The 24,969-nt window shown below is 71.7% G+C and carries 24 protein-coding genes, 1 pseudogene and 1 riboswitch; of the genes and pseudogenes, 13 read left to right on the forward strand and 12 right to left on the reverse strand.

Annotated elements, in window-relative coordinates:
- From ACTWQA_RS35320 to ACTWQA_RS35360, 9 genes and pseudogenes are all read left to right on the forward strand, one after another.
- Window positions 1-290, forward strand: a pseudogene (locus ACTWQA_RS35320) (cation:proton antiporter); the annotation flags it as partial.
- Entirely contained in the window at window positions 287-448 is a 162-nt protein-coding gene (locus ACTWQA_RS35325; protein WP_443163323.1) for a hypothetical protein, read from the forward strand. The pseudogene ACTWQA_RS35320 and the gene ACTWQA_RS35325, both read left to right, overlap by 4 nt.
- Before the next feature lie 183 nt (window positions 449-631).
- Window positions 632-820, forward strand: coding sequence for a CbtB domain-containing protein (locus tag ACTWQA_RS35330; protein WP_305917408.1), 189 nt, complete (start codon window positions 632-634; stop codon window positions 818-820).
- A gap of 8 nt (window positions 821-828) precedes the next feature.
- Window positions 829-1,557 carry a CbtA family protein gene (locus tag ACTWQA_RS35335; RefSeq protein WP_443163324.1) on the forward strand — a complete coding sequence of 243 codons (729 nt, stop codon included), beginning with the start codon at window positions 829-831 and terminating at the stop codon, window positions 1,555-1,557.
- 5 nt (window positions 1,558-1,562) lie between these two features.
- Window positions 1,563-2,120 (forward strand): histidine phosphatase family protein, encoded by a 558-nt coding sequence (locus ACTWQA_RS35340; RefSeq protein WP_443163325.1) that lies wholly within the window; start codon window positions 1,563-1,565, stop codon window positions 2,118-2,120.
- On the forward strand, window positions 2,117-4,165 hold the full coding sequence (locus ACTWQA_RS35345) for a putative cobaltochelatase (protein ID WP_443163326.1): 2,049 nt from the start codon (window positions 2,117-2,119) through the stop codon (window positions 4,163-4,165). Before ACTWQA_RS35340 ends, ACTWQA_RS35345 begins: the two co-directional genes overlap by 4 nt.
- A gap of 1 nt (window position 4,166) precedes the next feature.
- Window positions 4,167-4,769 carry a cob(I)yrinic acid a,c-diamide adenosyltransferase gene (gene cobO / locus ACTWQA_RS35350; protein WP_305917412.1) on the forward strand — a complete coding sequence of 201 codons (603 nt, stop codon included), beginning with the start codon at window positions 4,167-4,169 and terminating at the stop codon, window positions 4,767-4,769.
- An 8-nt stretch (window positions 4,770-4,777) separates the two neighbouring features.
- Window positions 4,778-6,115: a cobyrinate a,c-diamide synthase gene (locus tag ACTWQA_RS35355; RefSeq protein ID WP_443163414.1), complete on the forward strand. Its 1,338-nt coding sequence runs from the start codon at window positions 4,778-4,780 to the stop codon at window positions 6,113-6,115.
- Between the two features lie 34 nt (window positions 6,116-6,149).
- Window positions 6,150-7,571: an AAA family ATPase gene (locus tag ACTWQA_RS35360; protein WP_443163327.1), complete on the forward strand. Its 1,422-nt coding sequence runs from the start codon at window positions 6,150-6,152 to the stop codon at window positions 7,569-7,571.
- Here ACTWQA_RS35360 and ACTWQA_RS35365 read toward each other — a convergent pair whose 3' ends face one another.
- Both ACTWQA_RS35365 and ACTWQA_RS35370 read right to left on the reverse strand, forming a co-directional pair.
- Complete coding sequence (locus ACTWQA_RS35365) at window positions 7,572-8,192, reverse strand: precorrin-8X methylmutase (protein ID WP_443163328.1); 621 nt, start codon at window positions 8,190-8,192, stop codon at window positions 7,572-7,574. It lies immediately after the preceding gene.
- Window positions 8,189-9,181, reverse strand: a complete 993-nt coding sequence (locus ACTWQA_RS35370) for a hypothetical protein (RefSeq protein WP_443163329.1) — start codon at window positions 9,179-9,181, stop codon at window positions 8,189-8,191. Before ACTWQA_RS35370 ends, ACTWQA_RS35365 begins: the two co-directional genes overlap by 4 nt.
- Window positions 9,182-9,198: 17 nt before the next feature.
- A riboswitch (cobalamin riboswitch) is annotated at window positions 9,199-9,378 on the forward strand.
- A 32-nt stretch (window positions 9,379-9,410) separates the two neighbouring features.
- Between ACTWQA_RS35370 and cobN the strand changes: the two genes are divergently transcribed.
- Window positions 9,411-12,974: a cobaltochelatase subunit CobN gene (gene cobN, locus ACTWQA_RS35375; protein WP_443163330.1), complete on the forward strand. Its 3,564-nt coding sequence runs from the start codon at window positions 9,411-9,413 to the stop codon at window positions 12,972-12,974.
- On the forward strand, window positions 12,971-14,452 hold the full coding sequence (gene cobJ / locus ACTWQA_RS35380) for a precorrin-3B C(17)-methyltransferase (protein WP_443163331.1): 1,482 nt from the start codon (window positions 12,971-12,973) through the stop codon (window positions 14,450-14,452). Before cobN ends, cobJ begins: the two co-directional genes overlap by 4 nt.
- On the opposite strand, the gene ACTWQA_RS35385 is transcribed toward cobJ, so the two are convergent.
- From ACTWQA_RS35385 to ACTWQA_RS35400, 4 genes are read right to left on the reverse strand one after another with little or no spacing between them, the layout of a single operon-like run.
- On the reverse strand, window positions 14,430-15,164 hold the full coding sequence (locus ACTWQA_RS35385; protein ID WP_443163332.1) for a cobalt-precorrin-6A reductase: 735 nt from the start codon (window positions 15,162-15,164) through the stop codon (window positions 14,430-14,432). The genes cobJ and ACTWQA_RS35385 overlap by 23 nt on opposite strands.
- Window positions 15,149-15,904 carry a precorrin-4 C(11)-methyltransferase gene (gene cobM, locus ACTWQA_RS35390; protein ID WP_443163333.1) on the reverse strand — a complete coding sequence of 252 codons (756 nt, stop codon included), beginning with the start codon at window positions 15,902-15,904 and terminating at the stop codon, window positions 15,149-15,151. The genes ACTWQA_RS35385 and cobM overlap by 16 nt, the downstream gene beginning before the upstream one ends.
- Window positions 15,905-15,926: 22 nt before the next feature.
- Entirely contained in the window at window positions 15,927-17,084 is a 1,158-nt protein-coding gene (gene cbiE, locus ACTWQA_RS35395) for a precorrin-6y C5,15-methyltransferase (decarboxylating) subunit CbiE (RefSeq protein ID WP_443163334.1), read from the reverse strand.
- Entirely contained in the window at window positions 17,081-17,467 is a 387-nt protein-coding gene (locus tag ACTWQA_RS35400; protein ID WP_443163335.1) for a pyridoxamine 5'-phosphate oxidase family protein, read from the reverse strand. The genes cbiE and ACTWQA_RS35400 overlap by 4 nt, the downstream gene beginning before the upstream one ends.
- Before the next feature lie 25 nt (window positions 17,468-17,492).
- On the opposite strand from ACTWQA_RS35400, the gene cobF reads away from it, so the two are divergent.
- Window positions 17,493-18,221, forward strand: a complete 729-nt coding sequence (cobF, locus tag ACTWQA_RS35405) for a precorrin-6A synthase (deacetylating) (protein ID WP_443163336.1) — start codon at window positions 17,493-17,495, stop codon at window positions 18,219-18,221.
- An 82-nt stretch (window positions 18,222-18,303) separates the two neighbouring features.
- Here cobF and ACTWQA_RS35410 read toward each other — a convergent pair whose 3' ends face one another.
- The 6 genes from ACTWQA_RS35410 to ACTWQA_RS35435 all read right to left on the reverse strand — a co-directional run bounded on the left by ACTWQA_RS35410 (window position 18,304) and on the right by ACTWQA_RS35435 (window position 23,874).
- A complete protein-coding gene (locus ACTWQA_RS35410) occupies window positions 18,304-18,531 on the reverse strand; it encodes a hypothetical protein (protein ID WP_443163337.1) in 228 nt (75 codons plus the stop codon).
- A 321-nt stretch (window positions 18,532-18,852) separates the two neighbouring features.
- A complete protein-coding gene (locus tag ACTWQA_RS35415) occupies window positions 18,853-20,043 on the reverse strand; it encodes an RNA polymerase sigma factor (protein ID WP_443163338.1) in 1,191 nt (396 codons plus the stop codon).
- Complete coding sequence (locus tag ACTWQA_RS35420) at window positions 20,040-20,402, reverse strand: YciI family protein (RefSeq protein ID WP_443163339.1); 363 nt, start codon at window positions 20,400-20,402, stop codon at window positions 20,040-20,042. The genes ACTWQA_RS35415 and ACTWQA_RS35420 overlap by 4 nt, the downstream gene beginning before the upstream one ends.
- Before the next feature lie 93 nt (window positions 20,403-20,495).
- Window positions 20,496-21,125 carry a DUF418 domain-containing protein gene (locus ACTWQA_RS35425; RefSeq protein WP_443163340.1) on the reverse strand — a complete coding sequence of 210 codons (630 nt, stop codon included), beginning with the start codon at window positions 21,123-21,125 and terminating at the stop codon, window positions 20,496-20,498.
- Window positions 21,126-21,138: 13 nt separating this feature from the next.
- Complete coding sequence (locus ACTWQA_RS35430; RefSeq protein ID WP_443163341.1) at window positions 21,139-21,417, reverse strand: hypothetical protein; 279 nt, start codon at window positions 21,415-21,417, stop codon at window positions 21,139-21,141.
- Between the two features lie 117 nt (window positions 21,418-21,534).
- Window positions 21,535-23,874 carry an esterase-like activity of phytase family protein gene (locus tag ACTWQA_RS35435; protein ID WP_443163342.1) on the reverse strand — a complete coding sequence of 780 codons (2,340 nt, stop codon included), beginning with the start codon at window positions 23,872-23,874 and terminating at the stop codon, window positions 21,535-21,537.
- Between the two features lie 143 nt (window positions 23,875-24,017).
- On the opposite strand from ACTWQA_RS35435, the gene ACTWQA_RS35440 reads away from it, so the two are divergent.
- Window positions 24,018-24,959, forward strand: coding sequence for a TIGR03086 family metal-binding protein (locus ACTWQA_RS35440; protein ID WP_443163343.1), 942 nt, complete (start codon window positions 24,018-24,020; stop codon window positions 24,957-24,959).
- Window positions 24,960-24,969 lie beyond the last annotated feature (10 nt).

Genomic DNA, 24,969 nt, shown 5'->3' on the forward strand with positions numbered 1-24,969 from the left:
TGTCCTTCCTGCGCTCCGGGCTGTCGGTGCGCGAGCAGGCGGCGGTGGCCTGGTTCGGGCCCAAGGGGTTCGCCTCGGTGGTGTACGGGCTGATCGTGCTGGCCTCCGGCATCGCCGCCGCGCAGGAGGTCTTCCAACTCGTCGCGGTCACCATCGTGCTGTCGATCCTGCTGCACTCCTCCACCGATATCGTCATCGCCCGCGGCTTCGACGACGAGCGTGAAGTCCCGGCGTGGTTCGGTGTCGCGCGTCGGCTGCGCGGGCGGTCTCCGGATGATTCCGCGTCATGAGGAAGATCAACGGACACGTCTTCAAGATCGGACAGCTGGCCGCCTACCGGGTCCACGAGGAAGGCTTCCTCGAGTTGCGCATCAACGACGACGACCGGTGTCTCCGCGACAACGACGGCGCCCTTCGCGTGAAGGTCTCGATCATCGATGAGGGCTAGCGCGTATTGACGCTAAAGGGCAGGAAGGATACATTCCGGTAGATTTCACAGCCGTTCAGGGGAAATCCGGTGAGATGCCGGTGCGGACGCGCCACTGTATCCGGGACCCAGATCCCGGGAGCCAGGTCGCCTGGGCTGTTGTGACCTCACAGATCGGGACGCGTCATCCCTGAGGAGGCACTGATGAGTGGCCTGTCCACTTCCACCACCATTCCCCTGCCACGCCTGCGGCTCTGGCTGCTGGCCGTACCCGTACTGCTGCTGATCGCCTACCTGGTTCTCATGGACAACGGGGCGATCTCCCAAACCGGCGCCTTCCTCCACGAACTCATGCACGACGGGCGCCACCTGCTCGGCGTGCCGTGTCACTAGGGGCGGGCATGATCCGGACCCTGATGGTCAGGGGGCTGCTGCTCGGCCTCCTGGCCGGGCTCGTCGCGGGCGGATTCGCCTTCGTCTTCGGTGAGCCGCGGATCGACAGTGCGATCGCGCTGGAGGAGGCGGCCACCGCGGCGGGATCCGAGCCGAAGTCCGCCGGGCACAGCCAGGAGATCAGCCGGCCGGTGCAGAAGGCCGGCCTGTTCCTGGCCACCGGGCTGTACGGCCTGGCCATCGGCGGGGTCTTCGCGCTGGTCTACGCCGGGCTGCGTGGCCGGGTCGGGCCGCGGAACGAGGGCGGGCTGGCGCTGAGCGCCGCGGGTATGGCGTTCGTGGCCATCATTCTCGTACCGTTCCTGAAATATCCGGCCAACCCGCCCGCGGTCGGCGATCCGGCGACCATCAACGGCCGCACGGGTCTCTACGTGGTGATGGTCCTGGTAGGCCTGGCTGCGACCGCCATCGCGGTCGCGGTCGCCCGGCGGATCACGGCCGGATCGTGGCAGCGCTGGATCGGCGCGGTGGCCGCCTTCCTTGTGCCGGTGATCGCCGCGTGGGTGGTGCTGCCGACCGTCAACGAGGTTCCTGAGGGCTTCCCCGCCTCCTTGCTGTGGGAGTTCCGGGTGGCCTCGCTGGGCACGCACCTGGTGTTCTGGGCGGCGTTCGGTGTGCTTTTCGGGTGGGTCTGCGACCGGGCCGCCCAGCGTGCCGAAGCCCTGGCCGCAGCCTGACCGGGGTGCTGTTCGTCCGGCATGCCAGCACGCCTGGCATGCGCGCCGCCCGCTTTCCCGCCGACGAGGACGCGGACCGAGCGGATCTGGCCAGGGCCGCCTGCCTGGCCGGACGGCTCGGGAACGCGTCTGTCGCGTGGGTCTCGCCTGCTCCCGCCGCCGCGCAGACCGCCGCGGCGCTGGGGTGGGAGCCGCGTCCGGTCGCCGCGCTGGCCGAGGCCGATCACGGGCGTTGGCGCGGTCTGCCGTACAGCCGGATCGCCGAGACCGAGCCGGAGGCCCTGGCCGCCTGGCTCGCCGACCCGGACGCCGCGCCGCATGGCGGCGAGAGCCTGGCACGGGTGGCCTCCCGCGTCGCCGGGTGGTTGGAGTCCGTACGGGACCAGCATGACCTCGTGGCGGTCTGCGATGCCGGCGTGATCCGGGCCGCACTCGGCCACGCGCTCGGCCTCGACTCGTCACGCGCCGCCCGCTTCGACCTCGCGCCGCTGTCCACCACGCGGCTCGCGCCCGGCGCCGGCGGGTGGCGCGTCGTTCACGTCAACTGGAAGGCCACGTCGTGACCATCACCTATCCGTTCAGCGCCGTCGTCGGTCTTGCCGACCTGAAGCTGGCCCTGCTGCTCAACGCCGTCTCACCACGCGTCGGCGGGGTGCTGGTACGCGGCGAGAAGGGCACGGCCAAGTCCACGATCGTCCGCGCCCTGGCAGCCCAGCTGCCCGAGGTCCAGGTCGTGGCCGGGTGCCGGTTCGCGTGTGATCCGGCGGCGCCCGACCTCGGCTGTCCCGACGGGCCGCACGAGCCGGGCGAGCAGCGGGCCGTCCGGCCGGCGGCGCTGGTCGAGTTGCCGGTGGGCGCCTCCGAGGACCGGCTGGTCGGTTCCCTGGACGTGGAGCGGGCGCTGACCGAGGGGGTGAAGGCGTTCGAGCCGGGATTGCTGGCCGCCGCACACCGGGGCGTCTTGTACGTCGACGAGGTGAACCTGCTGCACGATCACCTCGTCGACCTGCTGCTCGACGCGGCGGCGCTGGGCACCTGCTATGTCGAGCGGGAGTCGGTGTCGGTACGGCACGCGGCACGCTTCCTGCTGGTCGGCACCATGAATCCGGAGGAGGGCGAGCTGCGGCCCCAGCTCCTGGACCGCTTCGGCCTGACGGTCGAGGTGCGGGCGTCGCGGGATCCGCAGGAGCGGGCCGAGGTGATCCGGCGCAGGCTCGCTTTCGACGCGGACCCGGAGGCCTTCGCCGACCGGTGGAGGCCGGCGGAGTCCGAGCTGGCCGGGCGGATCGCCCGTGCCAGGGCGCGGCTCCCCGAGGTGCGGCTGCCTGATGCCAGGTTGCGGCAGATCTCCACGGTGTGCGCGGCGTTCGAGGTGGACGGCCTGCGGGCGGATCTGGTGACGGCCAACGCGGCCATCGCGCATGCCGCCTGGCACGGGCGGGACCGCGTGACGACCGAGGACGTGCGGGCGGCGGCGCGGCTGGCGTTGCCCCATCGACGGCGGCGTGATCCGTTCGACGCGCCGGGGCTGGATGAGGATTTGCTGGACCGGTTGCTGGACGAGACCTCGGGCGACGACGATGACGAGCCGCCGCCTGGCGGTGGCGCGGACCCCGAAATTTCGGGACCTGAGCCGGATGCCGGGTCCGGTGCGGATGGTGACGGCGGTTGGCAGGATCCGGCGGCTGGCACACCTCGCGACGAGAGGACGGCAGAGCGCGAGGTTCGGAACGGGACGGACCGGCCGGAGCCCGACGCGGGTGCGGTCGAGCCAGACACCGGCACTGGGCAGCCCGATCCCGGCGCGGGGCAGGTGGCTGCCATGGCGGCGCCGTACCGTGTGCCTCGTCTGGAGGTGCCCGGCGTCGGCGAGGGTGCGGCGGGACGGCGCTCGCGCTCGCGCACCCCGCGCGGCCGGGCCGCCGGCTCTCGGCAGCCGGAAGGCCGCCTGCGCGACCTGCATCTGACCGCCACCCTGCTGGCCGCCGCCCCTCACCAGCGACAGCGGGGCAGAACCGGGGCGGGGCTGCGGCTGCGTCCCGAGGACCTGCGCGAGGTCGTCCGCGAGGGCCGCGAGGGCAACCTGGTGCTCTTCGTCGTCGACGCGAGCGGCTCGATGGCCGCGCGCAGGCGGATGACCGCGGTCAAGACGGCGGTGCTGAGCCTGCTGCTCGACGCCTACCAGCGCAGGGACAAGGTCGGCCTGGTCACCTTCCGCGGCGACAGTGCCGGCGTGACGCTCCCGCCGACCTCCTCGGTCGAGGCGGGTGCGGCCAGGCTGCGTTCGCTGCCGACCGGCGGGCGTACGCCGCTGGCGGCCGGGCTGGTCACGGCGGCCGAGGTGCTGCGGGTGGAGCGGCTGCGCGATCCGGCCCGGCGCCCGCTGCTGGTGCTGGTGACCGACGGGCGCGCCACGGCGGGTGGCGACGTGGACCGGGCCGCCGATCTGCTGCGCGGCACGGCGAGCGTGGTCGTGGACTGCGAGGGCGGCCCGGTGCGGCTGGGGCTGGCCGTACGGCTGGCCGCCAGGCTCGGCGCCGCGCTGCTGCCGCTCGATTCGCTGGGCGAGCTGGGCTCGGTGGTACGCGACTATCGAAAGGTGGGTTGAGATGCCTCAGGGCAAGCCGGAGCACGTGCCCGACGACGGGCTGACCACACGGCAACGCAGATCCAGGCCATTGCTGATGGTCCACACCGGGCCGGGCAAGGGCAAGTCGACGGCGGCGTTCGGCATGGCCCTGCGCGCCTGGAACCAGGGCTGGCCGATCGGCGTATTCCAATTCGTCAAGTCGGCCAAGTGGCGCATCGGTGAGGAACGGGCGCTGAAGGTCCTCGGCGCCGGCGACGAGGGCGGGCCGGTCACCTGGCACAAGATGGGCGAGGGCTGGTCATGGATCCAGCGGCCGGGGACCGAGGAGGACCACGCGCGGGACGCTCGCGAGGGCTGGGAGCAGATCAAGCGCGATCTGGCCGCCGAGACCTACCGCTTCTACGTGCTGGACGAGTTCACCTACCCGCTGAAGTGGGGCTGGCTGGACCTGGACGACGTGCTGGCGGCGCTGCTGTCCAGGCCGGGCAACCAGCACGTGGTGATCACCGGACGGGACGCGCCGGAGCGACTGATCGAGGCAGCCGACCTCGTGACCGAGATGGGCAAGGTACGCCACCCGATGGACGCCGGGCAGAAGGGCCAGAAGGGCATCGAGTGGTAGTTCCGCGCCTGGTCATCGCCGCTCCCGCGTCCGGCAGCGGCAAGACGACGGTGGCGACGGGGCTCATGGCGGCGCTGCGGGCGCGCGGGATGCAGGTATCGCCGCACAAGGTAGGGCCCGACTACATCGACCCCGGCTACCACGCTCTGGCCGCCGGCCGGCCGGGCCGCAACCTGGACCCGTGGCTGACCGGCGAGGAGCGGGTGACGCCGCTGTTCCTGAACGGGGCGCGCGGGTGCGACATCGCCGTGGTCGAGGGCGTCATGGGGCTGTTCGACGGCAAGGGCGAGACCGACACCGTGCCGGACTCGGGCACATCGGACACCGTGCCGGACTCGGGCACATCGGACTTCGCCTCGACGGCGCACATCGCCCGGCTGCTGGACGCGCCGGTGGTGCTCGTGGTGGACGTCGCCCGGCAGAGCCGATCGGTCGCCGCGACCGTGCACGGCTTCTCCACCTTCGACCCGCGGGTGCGGGTGGGCGGGGTGATCCTCAACCGGGTGGGGTCGGACCGGCACGAGGAGCTGTGCCGGGCCGCGCTGAGGGAGGTGCCGGTGCTCGGGGCCATCCGGCGGGACGACGCCGTGGCTACCCCGTCACGTCACCTGGGACTGATCCCCGCGGCCGAGCGCGAGTCCGAGGCGCTGGCCGCCGTGCGGCGGCTGGGCGAGCTGGTGGCCCGCTCGTGCGATCTGGAAGCCCTGGTACGGCTGGCCGGCACGGCTCCCCCACTGCACGCACGGCCGTGGGAGCCCGCGGCGGTTGCGCAGCCGTACAGGAAGCTCGTCGCGGTGGCGGGCGGGGCGGCCTTCACCTTCGGCTACGCCGAGCACGTCGAGCTGCTGCGCGCGGCGGGCGCGGAGATCGCGGTCTTCGACCCGCTGCGGGACGAACGGCTGCCCGAGGGGACCGCGGCGATCGTCATCGGCGGCGGCTTCCCCGAGGTCTACGCCGACCGGCTCGCCGCCAACGAGCCGCTGCGCAAGCAGGTGGCCGCCTTCGACGGGCCCATCGCCGCGGAGTGCGCCGGGCTGCTCTACCTGTGCAAGGAGCTGGACGGGCTGCCGATGTGCGGCAGGGTGCCGGGGGTGGCCCGGATGACGGACCGGCTGACCCTCGGCTACCGGGAGGCGATCTCCGGGACGTCGCTGCTGACCCGTGAGGGCGAGCGGCACCGCGGACACGAGTTCCACCGCACCACCATCATCTCGCCGAAGGAGCCGCTGTTCCGCTGGGCGGGCGGCACCGACGGCTACGGCGACGCCCTCGTGACCGCCTCCTACCTGCACCTGCACTGGGCGGGCCGACCGGAGCTGGCGCAGAGGTTAGTCAACTACAGTTGAGTCAACTACAGTTCGGTCAACTACACTTCGACACATGCGTAAACCAGAGCACGTCTTCGACCGTGAGCGGGAATGGGCGAGCCTGGTCTCGTTCGCCTCGGAAACGGGCGCGGGAGCTCGGCTCGGCGTGGTGAGCGGCCGCCGCCGCCAGGGGAAGAGCTATCTCCTGCAGGCCCTGGCCAGCAGTATGGACGGCATCTACTTCCCCGCACTGGAAGTCACCGAGGCGGTCGCGCTGCGCCTGTTCGCGGATGAGCTGATCAGGTTCACCGGGGCGCCCGTCCCGGCCTTTCGCGACTGGATCGACGCCATCCCTCACCTGTTCGGCGTCGTCCGCGAGCGGGCGATTCCTGTCGTGTTCGATGAGTTTCCCTATCTGGTCAAGGCCTCCCCCGAGCTGCCCTCGATCATCCAGCGGGAGCTGGGCCCCGGTGGTTCCGGGTCTACCAGCGGTGCCCGAGTGCTGCTCTGCGGCTCGGCCATGTCCGTGATGGGCGGGTTGTTGTCGGGCACGGCACCGCTCCGCGGGCGTGCGGGACTGGAGATGGCCATCAGGCCCTTCGACTACCGCCAGGCCGCCCGTTTCTGGGGAATCAGCGATCCCCGACTGGCGGCGCAGGTCCACGCGGTGGTCGGCGGGACTCCCGCCTACCGGAGGGAGTTCGTCCGCGGCGATGTTCCGGCAGGTCCCGAGGACTTCGACGACTGGGTGATCAGGACGGTCCTGAACGCCGAGGCGCCGCTGTTCAGAGAGGCCCGCTACCTGCTGGCGGAGGAGATGGAGATCCGTGACCCGTCGCTCTACCACTCCGTCCTGGCGGCCGTCGCCGAGGGCAACACAACATCCGGAGGGATCGCCGGCTACGTCGGCCGTAAATCCAACGAGATCGCCCATCCACTCCGCGTGCTGGAAGACAGCCATCTCCTGGTCAAGGAGCGCGATCTCTTCCGGCCGAATCGCAGCTACTACCGGGTGGTAGAGCCACTCATCACCTTCTACCAGGCGATCATGGCGAGGGAGTGGGCCCGCCTGGAACGTGGGGACGCGGCGACGGTCTGGCGGGGCAGCCGGGCACGCTTCCTGTCACAGGTGGTCGGCCCCCATATCGCGGTGCTCTGCCGGGAGTACGCCCTGCATAACGACGCCGAGGCCGGTGAGGTGGGAAGCGGCGTGGTCCCCGATCCGGCCAATCGCACGCAGATCCAGATCGACGTCGCCGTACTGGCGCCCGCTGATCACGGGCGTCCGCGCCGGGTTCTCTCCCTGGGGGAGGTCAAGTGGGATCGCGTCATGGGGGTCGAGCACGTGGCGAGGCTCCGGCGGGCGCGGGACCTGCTCGCGGCCAAGGGGTTCGATACCCGGGACGCCGTTCTGACGTGCTACTCGGGGGCCGGGTTCAGCACCGAAGCGGCGAGTGACGTCCGCCTGGTCACCGTCGACGACCTCTACGCGTGATCACTCCTGCTCGCTCGCGATGGCGTTGATCGCCGCCACCGCCATCGCGCTGCCGCCTCGGCGGCCGTGCACGACCAGGTAGTCCAGGTCGCTAGCGGCCAGTGCCTGCTTGGACTCGGCAGCGCCGATGAAGCCCACCGGGAGGCCCAGCACCGCCGCCGGGCGTCCCGCCCCCTCGGCGACCAGCTCCAGGAGCCGGAAGAGCGCGGTCGGGGCGTTGCCGATGGCCACCACCGAGCCGGCCAGCCGCTCGCGCCACAGCTCCAGCGCGGCGGCGCTGCGGGTGGTGCCCAGGCGTTCGGCGAGGGCCGGGACGCCGGGCTCTGACAGCGTGCAGAGGATCTCGTTGTCCGCCGGGAGGCGGCGGCGGGTGACGCCGGAGGCGACCATCATGGCGTCGCACAGGATCGGCGCCCCCGCACGCAGGGCCTCGCGGGCGTTCGTCACCACCTTCGGTGACCAGGCCAGGTCACGGGTCAGGTCGGTCATCCCGCAGGCGTGGATCATCCGGACGGCGACCTGGGCCACCTCCGGGGGCATCCCGCTCAGGTCGGCCTCGGCGCGGATGGTGGCGAACGACTGCCGGTAGATCTCGGCGCCGTCGCGGATGTAGTCGATCACTTCTGCCTTTCCTCGTATCCGCCGGGGGTGGCGACCATCTGGATGACCGGCCCGGGCGGCAACCCGCACAGGCGGTCGCAGCCCGCCCAGTGCACGGGGCGGTCGGTGTGACGCTCATGGACCCAGCGGGCGGCGTCAGTCTGTACGTCGGCCAGGGACTTGGCACAACCGGGGCGGCCGGTGCACGCGGTCACGCCGGCCCAGGGAGAGTTCGGGTCGGTGATGAATCCGGCATCCTCCGGCACGCGGGGCAGCACGACCGTGCGCCATGGCGTGAGCCGTACCTCCTCGGCGGCTTCGGCCAGGGCCAGCAGCTGACGTGGGGACAGGCGGCCGAGCGGGATCAGAGCCTGGTGGGGGCCGAGTTCGGTGGAGGGTGGGCTGCCGCGCCGGGCGGCGCCCAGCTCCGTGCCGAGCTCGGCGGCGACGCGGGCGGGCCCCAGCTCGGAGATGCGCCATTCGGCGGAGCGCAGCCGCAGGAACGCCTCGGCGGCCTCCAGCATCAGCTCCACCGTTCCCGGCAACGCCGTCTCCCGCCCGGCCAGCAGCAGCCGCTCCTCCACCAGGGCCACGTCGGCGGCCAGCCCCGTCTCGCCGATGGCAAACAGGAAACGCCCAGGCAGCTCGGCCAGCTGCGGGCGGGCGCACAGGGCGCGGTCGAGGTCGATGATCAGCTCTCGGTCGACGAGGGGCGAGGCGACGATGTTGCGTACCCGCTCGTGGGTCGGCGAAGGCAGCAGCCCGGCCGCGGCGATGCGTTCGGCGAAGGCCCCCGGATCCCGCAACGCGCGCACCTGCAGGTTGGCCCGCGAGGTCAGCTCGATCACACCCGAGCCCAGCTCGCTCGCGCACGCCGCCAGCTCGCGCAGCTGCCCGGCGGAGAGCAGACCGCCCGGGGTGCGGACGCGGGCCAGCAACCCGTCCGCGGCCTGGTGCAGCTGGAGCGCCCCCGGACAGGCGTCTGGATGTGTTCGTCCGGATATGGACACGTTGAGGATGGTAACGCCCATTCCCGCTGCCGTAGGCTTGCCCACAGGCGAAGGCTAGGAGGAAGCCGGTGTGAATCCGGCGCGGTCCCGCCACTGTCACCGGGGAGCGAGCCCCCACCGCAGGCCACCGAGAGGGAAGGCCGGGGGTGAGCGGCGATCCGGGAGCCAGGAGACTCCGGCCTTCGTGACACCCGCGACCGGGGCGAGGACCCCGAGGGAGGACGTCTTCGTGCCCACTGTCCTGCTGCTGTCCACTTCGGACACCGACCTGCTCAGTGCCAAGGCCAGCGGTGCCGGCTACCGGCTGGGCAACCCCGCCAGGCTGACCGCCGGCGATCTCCCCCTGGAGGGCGTCGACCTCGTCGTGGTCCGCCTGCTCGGTGGCCGCCGGGCCTGGGAGGAGGGCCTGGACGCGCTTGTGTCCGGTTCCCGCCCGGTCGTGGTGCTGGGCGGCGAGCAGGCGCCCGACGCCGAGCTGATGGAGCTGTCCACCGTGCCCGGCGGCGTGGTCGCCGAAGCACACGCCTATCTGGCGCACGGCGGCCCGCACAACCTGGCCCAGCTGCACGCCTTCCTCTCCGACACCGTGCTGCTGACCGGCCACGGCTTCGCCCCGCCCGAGGCCGCGCCCTCCTGGGGCGTGCTGGAGCGCGAGTCCACCGGGACGGGTCCGGTGATCGGCGTCCTGTACTACCGGGCTCACCACATGGCGGGCAACACCGGCTTCGTCGAGGCGCTGTGCCGGGCCGTCGAGGAGGCGGGCGGGCGGGCGCTTCCCGTCTTCTGCTCCTCTCTCCGTACGGCGGAGCCGGAGCTGCTGGAAACGCTGAGAGCGGCGGACGCCCTGGTCGTCACCGTGCTCGCGGCGGGCGGCTCCCGCCCGGCCACCGCGGGCGCGGGCGGGGACGACGAGGCCTGGGACGTGGGCGCGCTGGCCGACCTCGACGTGCCGATCCTCCAGGGGCTCTGCCTGACCACCAGCAGGCAGGCGTGGGCGGAGAACGACGACGGCCTGTCGCCCCTGGACGCCGCCTCCCAGGTGGCCATCCCCGAGTTCGACGGGCGCATCATCACCGTGCCGTTCTCGTTCAAGGAGATCGACGCGGACGGGCTGACCGTCTACGTGGCCGACCCCGAGCGGGCCTCCCGCGTGGCCGGCATCGCCGTACGGCATGGCCTGCTCCGGCACGTGCCTCCTGCCGAACGGCGGCTGGTGATCATGCTTTCCGCCTATCCGACCAAGCACTCCCGGGTCGGCAACGCGGTCGGCCTGGACACGCCCGCCAGTGCCGTACGCCTGCTCAGGCGCCTGGCCGAGGCGGGCTATGACCTGGGAGAGGGCTTCCCCGGCGTGGCCGAGCAGGACGGCGACGCGCTCATCCACGCGCTCATCGCGGCGGGCGGGCAAGACCAGGACTGGCTGACCGAGGAGCACCTGGCGGGCAACCCGGTGCGCATCCCGGGAGAGGCCTACACCGCTTGGTACCGCACGCTCCCCGAGGACCTGCGTGAGGAGATGGAGCGGCATTGGGGGCCGCCGCCGGGCGAGTTGTTCGTGCACGAGGGCGACATCGTCCTGGCCGCCCTGCGCGCCGGCAACCTCGTGGTCATGGTGCAGCCGCCGCGTGGCTTCGGCGAGAATCCGATCGCCATCTACCACGACCCCGACCTGCCGCCCAGCCACCACTACCTGGCCGCCTACCGGTGGCTGTCGGCCGAGTTCAGCGCGCACGCCATGGTGCACGTGGGCAAGCACGGCAACCTGGAGTGGCTGCCGGGCAAGTCGGCGGGGATGTCGGCCTCGTGCGGCACCGACGCGGCGATCGGGGACCTGCCGCTGGTCTACCCGTTCCTGGTCAACGACCCGGGTGAGGGCACACAGGCCAAGCGGCGGGCGCACGCGGTGCTGGTCGACCACCTGGTGCCGCCGATGGCCCGGGCCGAGACCTATGGCGACATTTCCAGACTTGAGCAGCTGCTCGACGAGCACGCCAGCATCGCCGCCATGGATCCGGCCAAGCTGCCCGCCATCCGCGCCCAGATCTGGACCCTGATCCAGGCCGCCCGGCTCGACCATGACCTGGGTTTGGCGGACCGGCCGCACGACAGCGAGTTCGACGACTTCCTGCTGCACGTGGACGGCTGGCTCTGCGAGGTCAAGGACGCGCAGATCCGCGACGGGCTGCACGTGCTCGGCCAGGCCCCCGAAGGGCAGGTCCGGGTGGACCTGGTGCTTGCGATGCTCCGGGCCAGGCAGATGTGGGCGGGCAGGGAGACCCTGCCCGGGCTGCGCGAGGCACTCGGCCTGGCCGAGGACGGCACGGCGAGTTTGTCGGCCGTAGACCGAGCGGAGGCGACCGCGCGTGCGCTGGTCGAGGGCATGGAGGCGCGGGGCTGGGAGCCGTCCGCCGCGGCGGAGGTGGTGGTGGTGACACACGCCGACGTGCCGGAATTATCCGGCGATCGACGTGACCTCGTCACCCGCATCCTGACCTTCGCCGCGACGGAGGTGGTGCCCAGGCTCCGCCGTACCACCGACGAGATCGACCACGTGCTGCACGCCCTCGACGGCGGCTACGTCCCCGCCGGACCGAGCGGAAGCCCGCTGCGCGGCCTGATCAACGTGCTGCCGACCGGCCGCAACTTCTACTCGGTCGACCCGCGTGCGGTGCCCAGCCGCCTCGCCTGGGAGACCGGCCAGGCCATGGCCGACTCCCTGCTGCAGCGCTACCGCTCTGACCACGGCGAGTGGCCGCGCTCGGTGGGCCTGTCGGTCTGGGGCACCAGTGCCATGCGCACGGCCGGCGACGACGTGGCCGAGGTCCTCGCGCTCCTCGGCATCCGCCCAGAATGGGATGAGATGTCCAGGCGGGTGACGCGACTCGAGCCGATCCCCCTCGCCGAGCTCGGCCGCCCCCGCATCGACGTGACCGTCCGCATCAGCGGCTTCTTCCGCGACGCCTTCCCGCACGTGGTGGCCATGCTCGACGACGCGGTACGGCTGGCCGCATCGCTGGACGAGCCCGATGAGGACAACTACATCCGCGCCCACGTACGAGCCGACGGCAGCGAGCGCCGCATTTTCGGCTCGGCGCCGGGGGCGTACGGCGCCGGGCTGCTCCCGCTGATCGACAGCCGCACCTGGCGCGACGACGCCGACCTGGCCGAGGTCTACGCCGTCTGGGGCGGCTTCGCCTACGGCCGCGACCTGGAGGGCGTGCCCGCACGGCAGGACATGGAGAACGCCTACCGCCGGATCGCGGTCGCCGCCAAGAACGTCGACACCCGCGAGCACGACATCGCCGACTCCGACGACTACTTCCAGTACCACGGCGGCATGGTCGCCACCGTCCGGGCGCTGACCGGAAAGGCGCCAGCCGCCTACGTGGGCGACAGCACGCGCCCCGACGCGGTCCGCACCCGCACGCTCGCGGAGGAGACCTCCAGGATCTTCCGCGCCCGCGTGGTCAACCCGCAGTGGCTGGCCGCGATGCGCAGGCACGGCTACAAGGGCGCGTTCGAGCTGGCCGCGACCGTGGACTACCTGTTCGGCTACGACGCCACGACCGGGGTCATGGCGGACTGGATGTACGACAAGCTCACCGAGGCCTACGTGCTGGACCCGGAGAACCGGGAGTTCATGGCCACATCCAACCCATGGGCGCTGCACGGCATCGCCGAGCGGCTGCTGGAGGCGGCCGAGCGCGGCATGTGGGAGCACCCGGACGAGCAGACCCTGCGCGAGCTGCAGGAGGTCTATCTCAAGACCGAAGGCGATCTGGAGGATCGGTGACCGGACGACTGTACGGCGTGGGCCTGGGACCGGGCGATCCGGAACTGGTGACGGTCAAGACCGCCCGGCTGATCGGCGAGGCCGACGTGATCGCGTACCACGCCGCCAGGCACGGGCGCAGCATCGCCCGCTCGATCGCGCTGACGTACATGCGGGAGGGCCAGATCGAGGAGCTCCTGCAGTACCCGTTGACGGTCGAGACCACCGACCATCCGGGTGGGTACCAGGGCGCGCTGGACGACTTTTACGCCGAGTGCGCGGCGCGGCTGGCCGCCCACCTCGACGCGGGCCGGACGGTCGTCGTGCTCAGCGAGGGCGATCCGCTCTTCTACGGCTCTTACATGCACATACACAAGCGGCTGGCCCACCGTTACCCGACGGAGGTGGTGCCCGGCGTGACCTCGGTGAGCGCGGCGGCCGCCGTGCTGGGGCGGCCCCTGGTGGAGCGCGAGGAGGTGCTGACCGTGCTGCCAGGCACGCTCCCGGGCGAGGTGCTGGCCGAGCGGCTGCGCGCGACCGACTCGGCGGCGGTGCTCAAGCTGGGCCGGACCTTCGAGAAGGTGCGCGACGCCTTCGCCGAGGCCGGGCGGCTGGAGGACGCCTGGTACGTGGAGCGCGCCACCATGGGCGCGGAACGGGTCGCGCCGCTCAAGGAGGTGGACCCGGACGGCGTGCCGTACTTCTCCCTGGCCCTGCTGGCCAGCCCGGCCGAGCGTACCTTCGTGCCGAAGGGCGACGCGGAAGCACCCGGAGGTGGCGAGGTGGTCGTGGTGGGGCTGGGTCCCGCCGGGCGGGCCTGGCTGACTCCCGAGGCGCAGGACGCGCTCGCCGTGGCGACCGACATCGTGGGATACGGGCCGTACGTCGACCGGGTGGCCCCCAACCCTCGCCAAGAACGCCACCGCACCGACAACCGGGTCGAGGCCGAACGCGCCCGGCATGCCCTGGAGCTGGCGCGGCAGGGCAGGCGGGTGGCCGTGGTCTCGTCGGGCGATCCCGGGGTGTTCGCCATGGCGAGCGCGGTGCTGGAGGCCTCGGCGGACTACCCGGACGTCCCAGTGCGCGTGGTGCCGGGGCTGACCGCGGCCCAGGCGGTCGCCTCCCGGGTGGGTGCTCCCCTCGGCCACGACTACTGCGTGATCTCCCTGTCCGACCTGCTCAAGCCATGGGAGGTGGTGGCCGCCCGGCTCAGCGCCGCGGCTCGGGCCGACTTGGTGCTGGCGATCTACAACCCCGCCTCGCGCAGCCGTACCTGGCAGGTGGCCGCCGCACGTGACCTGCTCCTGGAGCACCGCCTTCCGGAGACGCCCGTGGTGATCGGGCGGGACGTCGGCGGGGCCGGCGAGTCCGTGACGGTGACGACGCTGGGCGAGCTCGACCCGGATCAGGTGGACATGCGCTGCCTGTTGATCGTCGGGTCGTCCACCACCCGCGCGACCCCGCAGGGCACGGTCTTCACGCCGCGCCGATATCCCTGAGCCAATCGAGCGCGGCCGGGACCGTCTCGACGTGGGTCACGCCTCCCGGCAGGGGCGGACGGTCAACCATGATCACCTTGAGGCCTCGTTCCCCGGCCGCGGCGAGCTTGGCCTTGGTCAGCTCGCCGCCGCTGTCCTTGGTGACCAGGACGGTCAGGCGGTGTTCATCGATGAGGGCGAGCTCGCCCATGAGCGTGTACGGCCCGCGGTCCAGGATGATGTGGACATTTCGCGGAATCGGCGGCTCGGGGGGATCCACCGATCTGGCGAGGAACCAGACGCCGGTCAGGTTCGCGAAGATCGGCAGGCTCCGGCGGCCGGTGGTCAGGAACACCCGGTCACCGACTGCCAGCTCGGCGGCGGCCGCCTCCAGGGAGGGCACCCGGAGCTCGCCCGGCGCCTGCGGCCAGCCGGGCCTGCGGAGCACCAGCAGTGGAATTCCGGTCAGCCGGGCCGCCTCCACCGCGGAAGCGGTCATGCGCGCCGCGAAGGGATGGGTCGCGTCGATCAGCGCATCGGGACGTTCGTTCCGCACCCACGCGGCCAGCCCCTCCGGCCCGCCGAACCCGCCCTCGCGCACCTCTCCGGCCGGCAGCCTCGGGTTGCGCACCCGCCCCGCCAGCGAGGAGGTCACGTGCACGCCCCGCTCGACCAGCTCCGCCGCCAGCGCTCTGGCCTCGGCGGTGCCGCCCAGGATCAGGACCCGTCGCACGATCTGTCCCTGGCCGCGCTGTAGAGATGGCTGTCGGGGAACTCCGACGCGGTCAGCACCCGCCCGACCACGATCACCGCGGTCCGTTTGATCCCGGCCTCGTGCACCTGCCCGGCGATGTCCGCCAGGGTGCCGCGCAGGATGCGCTCGTCGGTCCGGCTGGCGTACGCCACCACCGCCACCGGGCAGTCCGCGCCGTAGACCGGCAGCAACTCCGCCACCACGGAGTCGATCCGCTGGACAGCCAGATGCAGCACCATGGTCGCCCGGCCCGCGCCGAGGGTCGCCAGGTCCTCACCCGGCGGCATCGGCGTGGCACGGGCGGAGGTCCTGGTGAGGATGACGCTCTGGCCGACGCCCGGCACGGTCAGCTCCCGCCGCAGCGAGGCCGCCGCCGCCGCGAACGCCGGGACTCCGGGCACGATCTCGTACGGCACGCCGAGCTCTTCCAGCCTGCGTACCTGTTCGGCGACGGCGCTGAAGATCGACGGATCCCCGGAGTGGAGCCGGGCGACATCCCGGCCGCCGGCGTGTGCCGTCGCGATCTCCGCCACGATCTGGTCCAGCGTGAGGTTGGCCGTGTCCACCAGCCGTGCCCCCGGGGGGCAGGCGTCGAGCAGGTCGCGGGGCACGAGCGAGCCCGCGTACAGGCAGACGGGCGCCGATTCCAGCAGGCGCAGGCCGCGCACGGTGATCAGGTCGGCGGCGCCGGGACCGGCACCGATGAAATAGGCGGTCATCAGATCCCTTCCTCGGCCACGGTCATGCGTCACCTTCCTTGACCACCGTCCACACCGTCACCGGCATCGCGGCCCGCCACCCGGTGAACCCGCCCACCGGGCTGGCCCGCTGCACCGCCAGGCGCACCAGGTCGCCGCCGAGGCGGCCGAACCACTGCGCGACCAGCGCCTCCGACTCCAGGGTGACCGCGTTGGCCACCAGCCGCCCGCCCGGCCGCAGCGCCGCCCAACAGGCCTCGAACAGCCCCGGCACGGTCGCACCGCCACCGACGAAGACCGCGTCCGGCGTGGGCAGCCCGTCGAGAGCCTCGGGCGCACGGCCCACCACGACGGCCAGCCCCGGGACGCCCAAGCTCTCGGCGTTGCGGCCAATCCGCTCGGCGCGGTCAGCACGACTCTCGATCGCCACCGCCCGGCAGGACGGGTGCGTGCGCATCCACTCGATGGCGATGCTGCCCGCGCCCGCGCCGACGTCCCAGAGCAACTGGCCGGGCAGTGGCGCCAGGCGCGACAGGCTCACCGCGCGCACCTCGCGCTTGGTCAGCTGGCCGTCGTGCTCGAACGCCTCGTCGGGCAGGCCCGGCACCCTGGACAGCGGATTGCCGCTCGCCGAGCACTCGATGGCGATGATGCGCAGCGCCGAGTCCGGCTTGGCGGTCGCGGCGCCCAGGTCGGACAGGACCGTGATCCGGCTGCCCGCATATCCGGAAATGTCCAGCAAATCGCTGACGGCGTCCGCCGAAGTCCCCAGAACCAGCACCCGCCGCCCCGGAGCAAGCACGGCGCGCAGCGTCGCCAGCGGGCGCCCCACCGCGCTCACCACTTCGACCTGCTCGACCGGCCAGCCGAGCCGCGCGCACGCCAGCGAGACCGACGACACGTGCGGCAACACCCTGACCCGCTCGGCCCCCAGCAGCCGCACGAGGGTCGAGCCGATGCCGTAGAACAGGGGATCACCGCTGGCCAGCACGCAGACCGCCCGTCCGGCGAGCGAGTCCAGCAGCCCGGGGAGGTTGGGCAGCAGCGGCGACGGCAGCACGACCCGCTCAACGCTCGCCAAGGGCACCAGATCGAGCTGCCTGGCACTTCCGACCAGGACGTCAGCCTGCTCGATCGCCCTGCGCGAGGCCGATACCAGCCCGTCCCAGCCGTCCGCGCCGATGCCCACGACCGTGATCACAAATTCCCCAGCACGCGGGTGATGTGGATCTCCAGCACGACCCGCTCCGGGTTGGGCCGCGGCGGCTTGTACCTCTCGGCGTAACGCTGCTCGGCCTCGGCCACCTGCTCGGGCTCCCGCCGCACCACGGCCGCGCCCTCCAGGGTCGACCAGCGGCGGCCGTCGACCTGACACAGCGCCACCCGCGCCTGCCCCGCCTCGATCAGCCGGGCCTTGCGCGAACCGCCGGAGGTGATCACCCGAGCGATCCCGGCCACCAGGTCCAGCGTCGCACCCACCGGCACCACGTGGGGCGTCCCGTCGGAGCGGACGGTGGTCAGGGTGCACAGGTGTCGTTCCCGCCAAAACTCAGCGAAAGCCTCACCACGGCTGAAAAGGTTCACGGCACATCCTGGCACACTCATCTCCGTGAAGCGGCTACTCGTCATCGGGATCGGCGCGGGCGACCCGGACCATCTGACCCTCCAGGGCGTCAAGGCCATCGCGGCCACCGACGTCTTCTTCCTCCTCGACAAGGGCCAGGAGAAGCAAGACCTGGTACGACTGCGCCACCAGCTCATCGAGGAGCACGGGCGCCGGCCGTACCGGATCGTCGAGGCGCGCGACCCGGAACGGGACCGGACCACCCCGGCTTACGCCGAAGCAGTCGAGGACTGGCGGGAGCTCCGGGCCACGCTCTACCAGCAGATGATCGACGAGGCCCTCGCCGACGGGCAGACCGGGGCGTTCCTGGTCTGGGGCGACCCCGGCGTCTACGACAGCACCCTGGCCATCCTGGAACGCCTGCCGGACTACGAGATCGACGTGATTCCGGGCATCAGCGCCATTGCAGCGCTCACCGCCCGCCATCGCACCAGCCTCACCCGGGTCGCCCGGCCCGTCCACGTCACGACCGGCCGTCGCCTCGTCGAGGAGGGTCCGACGGCGGACGACATGGTGATCATGCTGGACGCGCGGTACGCCTTCGACGGGCTCGACGACTTCGACATCTACTGGGGCGCCTACCTGGGCACGCCGGACGAGATCCTGGTCGCCGGTCCGGTCGCGGAGGTGGGCGAGCGGATCAAGGAGCTGCGCGCCCAAGCCAGGACGCGCAAGGGCTGGATCATGGACACGTACCTGCTGCGACGGCGTTGAGCGCCGCAGGCGCACGGGCAGCCCCGCGAGGCCGGCGTCTCGCGGGGCTGCCGTTGTTCGTTGAGGTCAGCCGCAGGTGCGACTAGTTGCTGCCGCCCTTGCAGTACTGGCGCTCCCAGCGTCCGTTCCGGTAACACCAGTAGCACTTACCTCGCCACTCGCACCTCCGGGCTGTGCCGGAGGCCTGCGTGACCTGCTGGGCCGGCGCGCAGCGGCTTGCGTCGGAGGCCTGCGCGGCGCCGGTGGCGGTGCCGGAGATGACGAGCGTGGACGCCGTCAGCGCGACGGCGAGAAGCAAACGCTTGAACATCAGAGATCACTCCCTGAAGTGAGACCGAATCTCGATGGATGGGATCGGATGATGAGCGTCGATTCCCGGGATACGCCGATACAGCGCTGAACATGATTCAGACTAATCGCAATGACGGGCGGAATCTCCCGGCCAGAAGTAAATCCTCATTTCTGGCGCATCATTACATGCACGTAATTATCCGCGCAGCTCAAGAAATACGGCGGCACGCCGCAGCGAGCCTTCGAGCGCGTATTCGCACCGCCGAGGGAGCCCTGGACAGCGACTTCCCCCGGCCTTTCAATGCGGCGCCATGGGGACGGTAAATTACAGGAAAGGGGATCAGCGGCCGCCGCGGGAGAGGAAATCTCGCTCGGGACCGGGTGGTGCCAGGTCCGCGGCGCGCTGGTAGGCGGTGGCGGCCTCGCTGTGACGGTCGAGGCGCCGGAGCAGGTCGGCGCGGGCGGCGTGGAAGGGGTAGTAGTGGTCGAGGTCGAGCTGGTCGATCAGGGCCAGGGCGATGGCGGGGCCGTGGACTTCGGCGATGGCGATGGCGCGGTTGAGTGCGACGACCGGGGTGGGCGCGAGGGCGTACAGATGGTCGTACAGGGTGATGATCTGTGGCCAGTCGGTCTGGGCGGCGGTGGGGGCGTCGGCGTGCACGGCGTTGATGGCGGCCTGTAGCTGGTAGGGTCCCGGCCGGTCGTGCAGGAGGCAGCGGCGGACGATCGCCTGGCCCTCTGCGATCAGGGAGCGATCCCACTGCCGGCGGTCCTGGTCGCCGAGCAGGATCAGGGAGCCGTCGGGCCGGGTGCGCGCGGCGCGCCGCGATTCGATGAGCAGCAGCAGGGCCAGCAGGCCGGCGACCTCCGCCGCGCCGGGCATGAGCGCGGCGAGGAGGCGGGCCAGCCGGATCGCCTCGGCGCACAGGCCCCGCTCCTCCGGCCCGGACAGGCCGGTGGTGTAGATGAGGTAGATGACGGCCAGCACGGGGGGCAGGCGGCCGGGCAGCTCATGGTCGGCGGGGATCCGGTACGGGATGCGCGCGGCCTTGATCTTGCGTTTGGCGCGGACCAGGCGCTGGGCCATGGCCGGCTCGGCGACCAGGAAGGACCGAGCGACCTCGTCGGTGGACAGGCCGCCGAGCAGTCGCAGCGTGAGCGCCACCTGCGCCTCGGCGGACAGGGCGGGGTGGCAGCAGGTGAAGATCAGCTTGAGCCGGTCGTCGGGCACCGGGTCTTTCTCCTCCGGTTCGCGGTCGGGCGTCAGGAGCGTCACGTCGCCCAGCAGGTGCCTTTCGCGGGTCTGGCGGCGCAGGCGGTCGATCGCGCGGTTGCGGGCGGCGACGGTGATCCAGCCGCCCGGGTTGGGCGGCAGTCCTTCGGCCGGCCACTTGATCAAGGCCAGGGCGAACGCCTCCTGCACCGCGTCCTCGGCGGCGTCGATGTCATCGAAGACGCCGATCAGGCTGGCCAGCGACCGGCCGTATTCCTCGCGGAAGATCCGGCCGATCGCGGCCTGTCCGATGGTCACTCCTGTGAGGTGCCGGCGAACGGACGTACCTCGATCGGCGTGTCGATGGCCGCGGTGACCTTCGAGGCCAAGGCGAGCGCGGCGTCGAGGTCGTCGGCCTGGATGATGTAGAAGCCGCCGAGGTGCTCTTTCGACTCGGTGAAGGGGCCGTCGGTGGTCAGGACCTGGCCATCGCGCACACGCACCACCGTGGCGGTGTCGGCGTCGTGCAGACGGCCGGAGAACACCCACATCCCGGACGACTTCATCTCCTGCTCCACGACGCCGAGCCGCTCGTGGGACTGCCGCATCTCCTCCTCGGTCATCGGCTCACGGACCTGGCTCTCGGAGCTGTGCACGGACAGCATGTAGTGGGGCACGGCGGTGCTCCTCTCGTCAGCGGGGCGGGGTCTGTCCCGCCCCGTTCACCTGACTACGAACGGGCGTGGCCGGAATCGACACCCACGCCCACGCTAGTTTGATGTCGCAGCCGTCTCATCGGTAGGCCAGGCGGCGCAACAGGATCTCCGCGGGACCCCTCTGTACCCGGAACGCCGCATGACCTCGGCGATGACCACCGACACCAGCCACGTCGCCAGGGCCACGCCCGTGGCGCCGGCAAGCCCCAGGTCGTCCTGCAGGTCGAGTCCGTACGGATAGAAGATCCCGACGAACACGAGGGACTGGAAGAGGTACAGGCTCATCGAGCGCTGACCGAGCGCCTGAACGGCAGTGGCCAGACCGTTCGGTCGCCGGGTGATCGGGATCGCGATCAATCCGATGATCGCGGCCATGCCGATCCCGCCGAAGTATCCGGTGAGCGGCTGCGCGAGCGCCGCCACCCACAAGGCGGCGCCCGACGGCTCGGCCCATACCCCGAGCTGGACCAGGCTGACAGGTACGGCGCCGATGACGGACACGGCGGTGGTGACGATCGCGGCGTTGACCAGGAAACGGCGATGCCGTGCGGGCTCGTCCAGCAGCCGCCGCTGCGCCGCCCACACTCCGAAGATCACGCCAGGAACAACCAGGATCACTCCGGCCACCAGGCCGAACGGCCAGGCCTGGAGTCGCTCGGCGAACAACTGCCCTGGGCCCCTCATCCCGGCCGCGACACTACCGGCCGCGATCGGGGAAAGGCCCTGCGACAGCGGATACCACCCACGCGCTGCCCCGCCGCGTCCGCCGATCCAGTAGCTGGACCAGCGAGTAGCCGAACAGGAACGCGAACATCGGCCGGGCGTGGTTGCTGACGAAGAGATTGTGCAAGCCGTTCGTGAGGTCGTTGAGCACGGCAGGGCCGCGGTCGATGTCGACCACGAACAGCGGCGCGTGCGCGAAGGCTATGGCCAGCAGCATGAGACCCCGCGCCAGGTCCGGCGCGGGCACCCGCATGCCCGTATCCAGTGAGCCGTGCGGAGCCGCCGGCGCCAAACCTGACGTATTCATGTTCCAGCCCTCTGGACACAGAACAGGGGTGCACCTAAGTGCACCCCTGTCAACGAATCTCGGTCAGTCGCGCAGACCCGGCACGTCGATGACGATCACCTCGGTGTCGTCGGGCCGGCCCGGGATGCGTCCATCGTTCCCGGGGAAGTTGTTGTCGTTGGCGACCACGACCCGGTCACCGTGCAGCGGCAGCACCGACTCGACCGACTGCAGCGGGAACGAGAACAGCGGCCCGACCCCGTACTCGCCCGGTCGCGCCGGCGTGGAGACGCCCTTCGGGTCGGCGATGCGCAGCAGGTCCACGGCGGTGCGGCGGGGCAGGCCCCCGTCGGGCGCCGCGGCGTCGAGATCGGTGACGACCAGACGCTTGATCCGGGCGCTCGGTCCCATGTCGTTGTCCCGCTCGATCAACAGCAGCCGCCGGTCGTCGAGCACCACCGCGTCGCCCACGACGAGGCCCGGCTCGTCGACCCGGAAGGACCAGGTGCGGCCCGTGTACGCGCCGGCACGCACGTCGAACTCGTAGACCACCCGCCGGCGCTGGTCGGGGTCGCCGGTCTTCGCGCCCTCCAGTATCGGGTACAGGGTCCAGCCGCCCTCGCTCGCGGCCATGGCCTCGAACCCGCGGCTGGCCGGCAGGGTCGGGCTCTCGCCTTGGGCCAGATCGGGCGACTGGGGAGACTTCGTGCCGTCCGGCAGCGGGATCGGCGCCTGCAGGACCTTGCCGGTGCGGTCGGTGCGGACCAGGTACGGCCCGAACTCCTCGCCGATCCACAGATCGCCGCGCGCGTCCCAGGCCAGCGACTCGATGTCCAGGTCGGCCCCGGTCAGCAGCCGCTCGGCGGTGTCCTGGTTGACGATCGGGAACGGCACCTTGCGATCCGGGTCGCGGAAGCTGATGTGGCTCCTGACATCGATCTTGCCGCTGCGGTAGTCCGGCTCGATGACGTACGCGCGCAGCAGGAAGTCGGCCGAGTTGTTCTTCGCCCCGAATCCGTTGTCCGGCATGGCGAGCAGGCGGCCCGCGGAGCGGGCGCCCGGGGTCGCCGGGATCACCGCGGAGAAGCCGGGGATCGGCTGGCCCTGGAACGGCGGGGTGACCCCGTTGACGGTGGTAGGCGGCAGTTGCGTGCCCGACACGGGACCGGGCTGGTAGGCGGTCGCCGACAGCAGCGCGCGGGCGGACAGGCGTGCCTCATCCGGCAGCCGGACGCTCAGCGCGTACATCCGGGTGGTCTGCACCGCGTTGTTGTTGTCGTCGGAGACGAGGTAGAGCGTACGGCGACCACCGGGCAGCGGCCCGCCCAGCGCCATCCCCTCGATGTTGTCCAGCAACGGGTTCGGCTGGGGCTGTTTGGCGCTCGCCCCGGACGGCGGGCAGTCGACGAGGTCGACCAGGAGCTGCTTGCCGAGCCAGGCGCGGGGGTCTGTCAGGGTGGCGAGCGACTCGACGCCGGAGACGTCCGGCACGCCGGTGGCGGAGACCCGGTACAGCCGCACGGTGTTGCCGACCCCGGCGGTGAAGCCGCGCTCCAGGGCGATCAGTTGGTCGTCGCCGAGCGCCACCAGTTCGACGAGCCCGAGGCCGGCGTCGGTGCGGTAGGCGTACTGCGCGGCAGGGGTGTAGGCGTTGCCGGGTTTGCCGTCGTAGCGCAGGATCCGCTGCAGGCCCCGGCCGGCGGCGTCGCGGCCGTCGGTGGACAGCGGCCCTTCCATGCCGGCGTACAGCACGCGGCCGTCGGGCGTGCCGGCCAGGGCCTCGAAGGTCTGGTTGACCTGCGCCTGACCGGCCGGGGCGACCCGGAATCTGGACGGCACGTCGAAGGAGGCGACCTCCCGGCCGTCGGACAGCCGGAACCGCCGGATCGACGGCTCCGTCTCGGAGCTCGCCAGCACGGTGCCGCCGCCCCGCTCGGCCACGAGCCCCTCGCCGTCGAAGTCGGCGCCGGTGTACGGGGCGCCGTCCGGCCGCCGCAGTGTGGTCATGCCGCGTACCTCGGCCGAGAGTTTCCGCTGGCCGGAGGTGAGGGCAAGATCGTAGAGGCGGGCGGGGGTGGTGCCGATGTTGTCCACGAGCGCCAGGGCCCGCGACGGGCGGGTCAGCGCCAGGGCGGACAGCCCGGCGACGGCCGTGCCCTGGAACGTGGTCTTGTCCAGGCCGTCGGTGAAGCCGAGCAGGGACACGTCGGCCGAACAATGGGCGCCTGCGGAATGGCTCGAGGCCGCCGCGCCTGCTGGGGGAACGGCCATGCTGAGCATCGCTATGGCCGCTGCGGCCGCGATGGCCGGCGCGGGCCGCCGTGTGCTGCGCACAAGTGCCTCCGGGAGGGTCGTCGTGCGGGTGACGCCCACCCGCACGCGCTGATCGAAGTACCCGCAGCTCGCCAGAGCAGAACCGGACACAGAACGCATCGTGAACGGAAGTTGTATCTGTGCCGATCAGGCACCATGTCCGCCTGCTTGCAGGACGCGTCCGATGAGTCGACGCGGCAGGCGGGATCTATCAGGGTGGACGGCCGCGCCGCGGCCCGCACCAGGAGAGACCCATGAATCCCCATACCGCCGTCGAGTCCTACTACCACGCGTGGCAGCACCGAGCAGGAGAGATGAGCGACGTTCCGCTCGCCGACTCCTTCTCCTTCACCGGACCCGTCGCCTCCTTCACCGACAGCGCGAGCTATCGCGCCATGGCTCGCCAGGCAGGCGCCGCAGTACGCGACTTTCGAGTACGCCACCAGTTCACCGACGGAGACCTGGTCTGCTCCATCATCGACTGGGAGATGGACCCGCTGCCCGGCACGCTGACCGCCGCCGAGCTGCTGCGCGTACACGACGGCCGGATCGTCTCCGGCGAGCTGATCTACGACGCCGAAGACCTGCGGCGCGTGATGTCGGGGCCGCCCGCCGTCACGGGCTTGCTGGAGCGCAGCCACGCCCTGGTCGGCCACCTGCTGGGCCAGATCGGCGAGCAGGGCTGGGCGGCGGCGAGCCCGTGCGAGAAATGGACCGTCCGGCAGACGGCCAACCACCTCGCAGGCGGCCTGCTGCTGCTCGCCCGTGTCGCCGAACGCGACCAGGTGGATCCGGCCGAGTTCGACTCCCAACGCCAAGCCGACACCGATCACCTCGGGGCCGATCCGGCAGCCGCCTTCGCCGCGGTCGCCGACCGCTCGATGGCCGCCTTCACCGCGCCCGGCGCGCTGGAACGCGAGTACGCGTTCATGGGCGACACGGTGCCCGGCGCGGCGCTGGCCTCGATCAGCCTCATGGAATCGCTGGTCCACGGCTGGGACATCGCCACCGGCGCCCACCTGCCTTACCGCGCGGACGACGACGCTGTGCAAGCGGTGTGGGAGCTCGCCACTACCAGCCCGATCGTGACCGAGCACCGCAGCGGCGGCCCGTTCGCCGACCCGCTGCCCGTCCTGCCCACGGCCCCACTGGCCGTTCGGCTCCTCGCCCACCTGGGCCGGCACGCCCAGCTCTGACGTTCAGTCC

This window comes from Nonomuraea sp. 10N515B (assembly GCF_052245915.1).
Taxonomy (GTDB): Bacteria; Actinomycetota; Actinomycetes; order Streptosporangiales; family Streptosporangiaceae; genus Nonomuraea.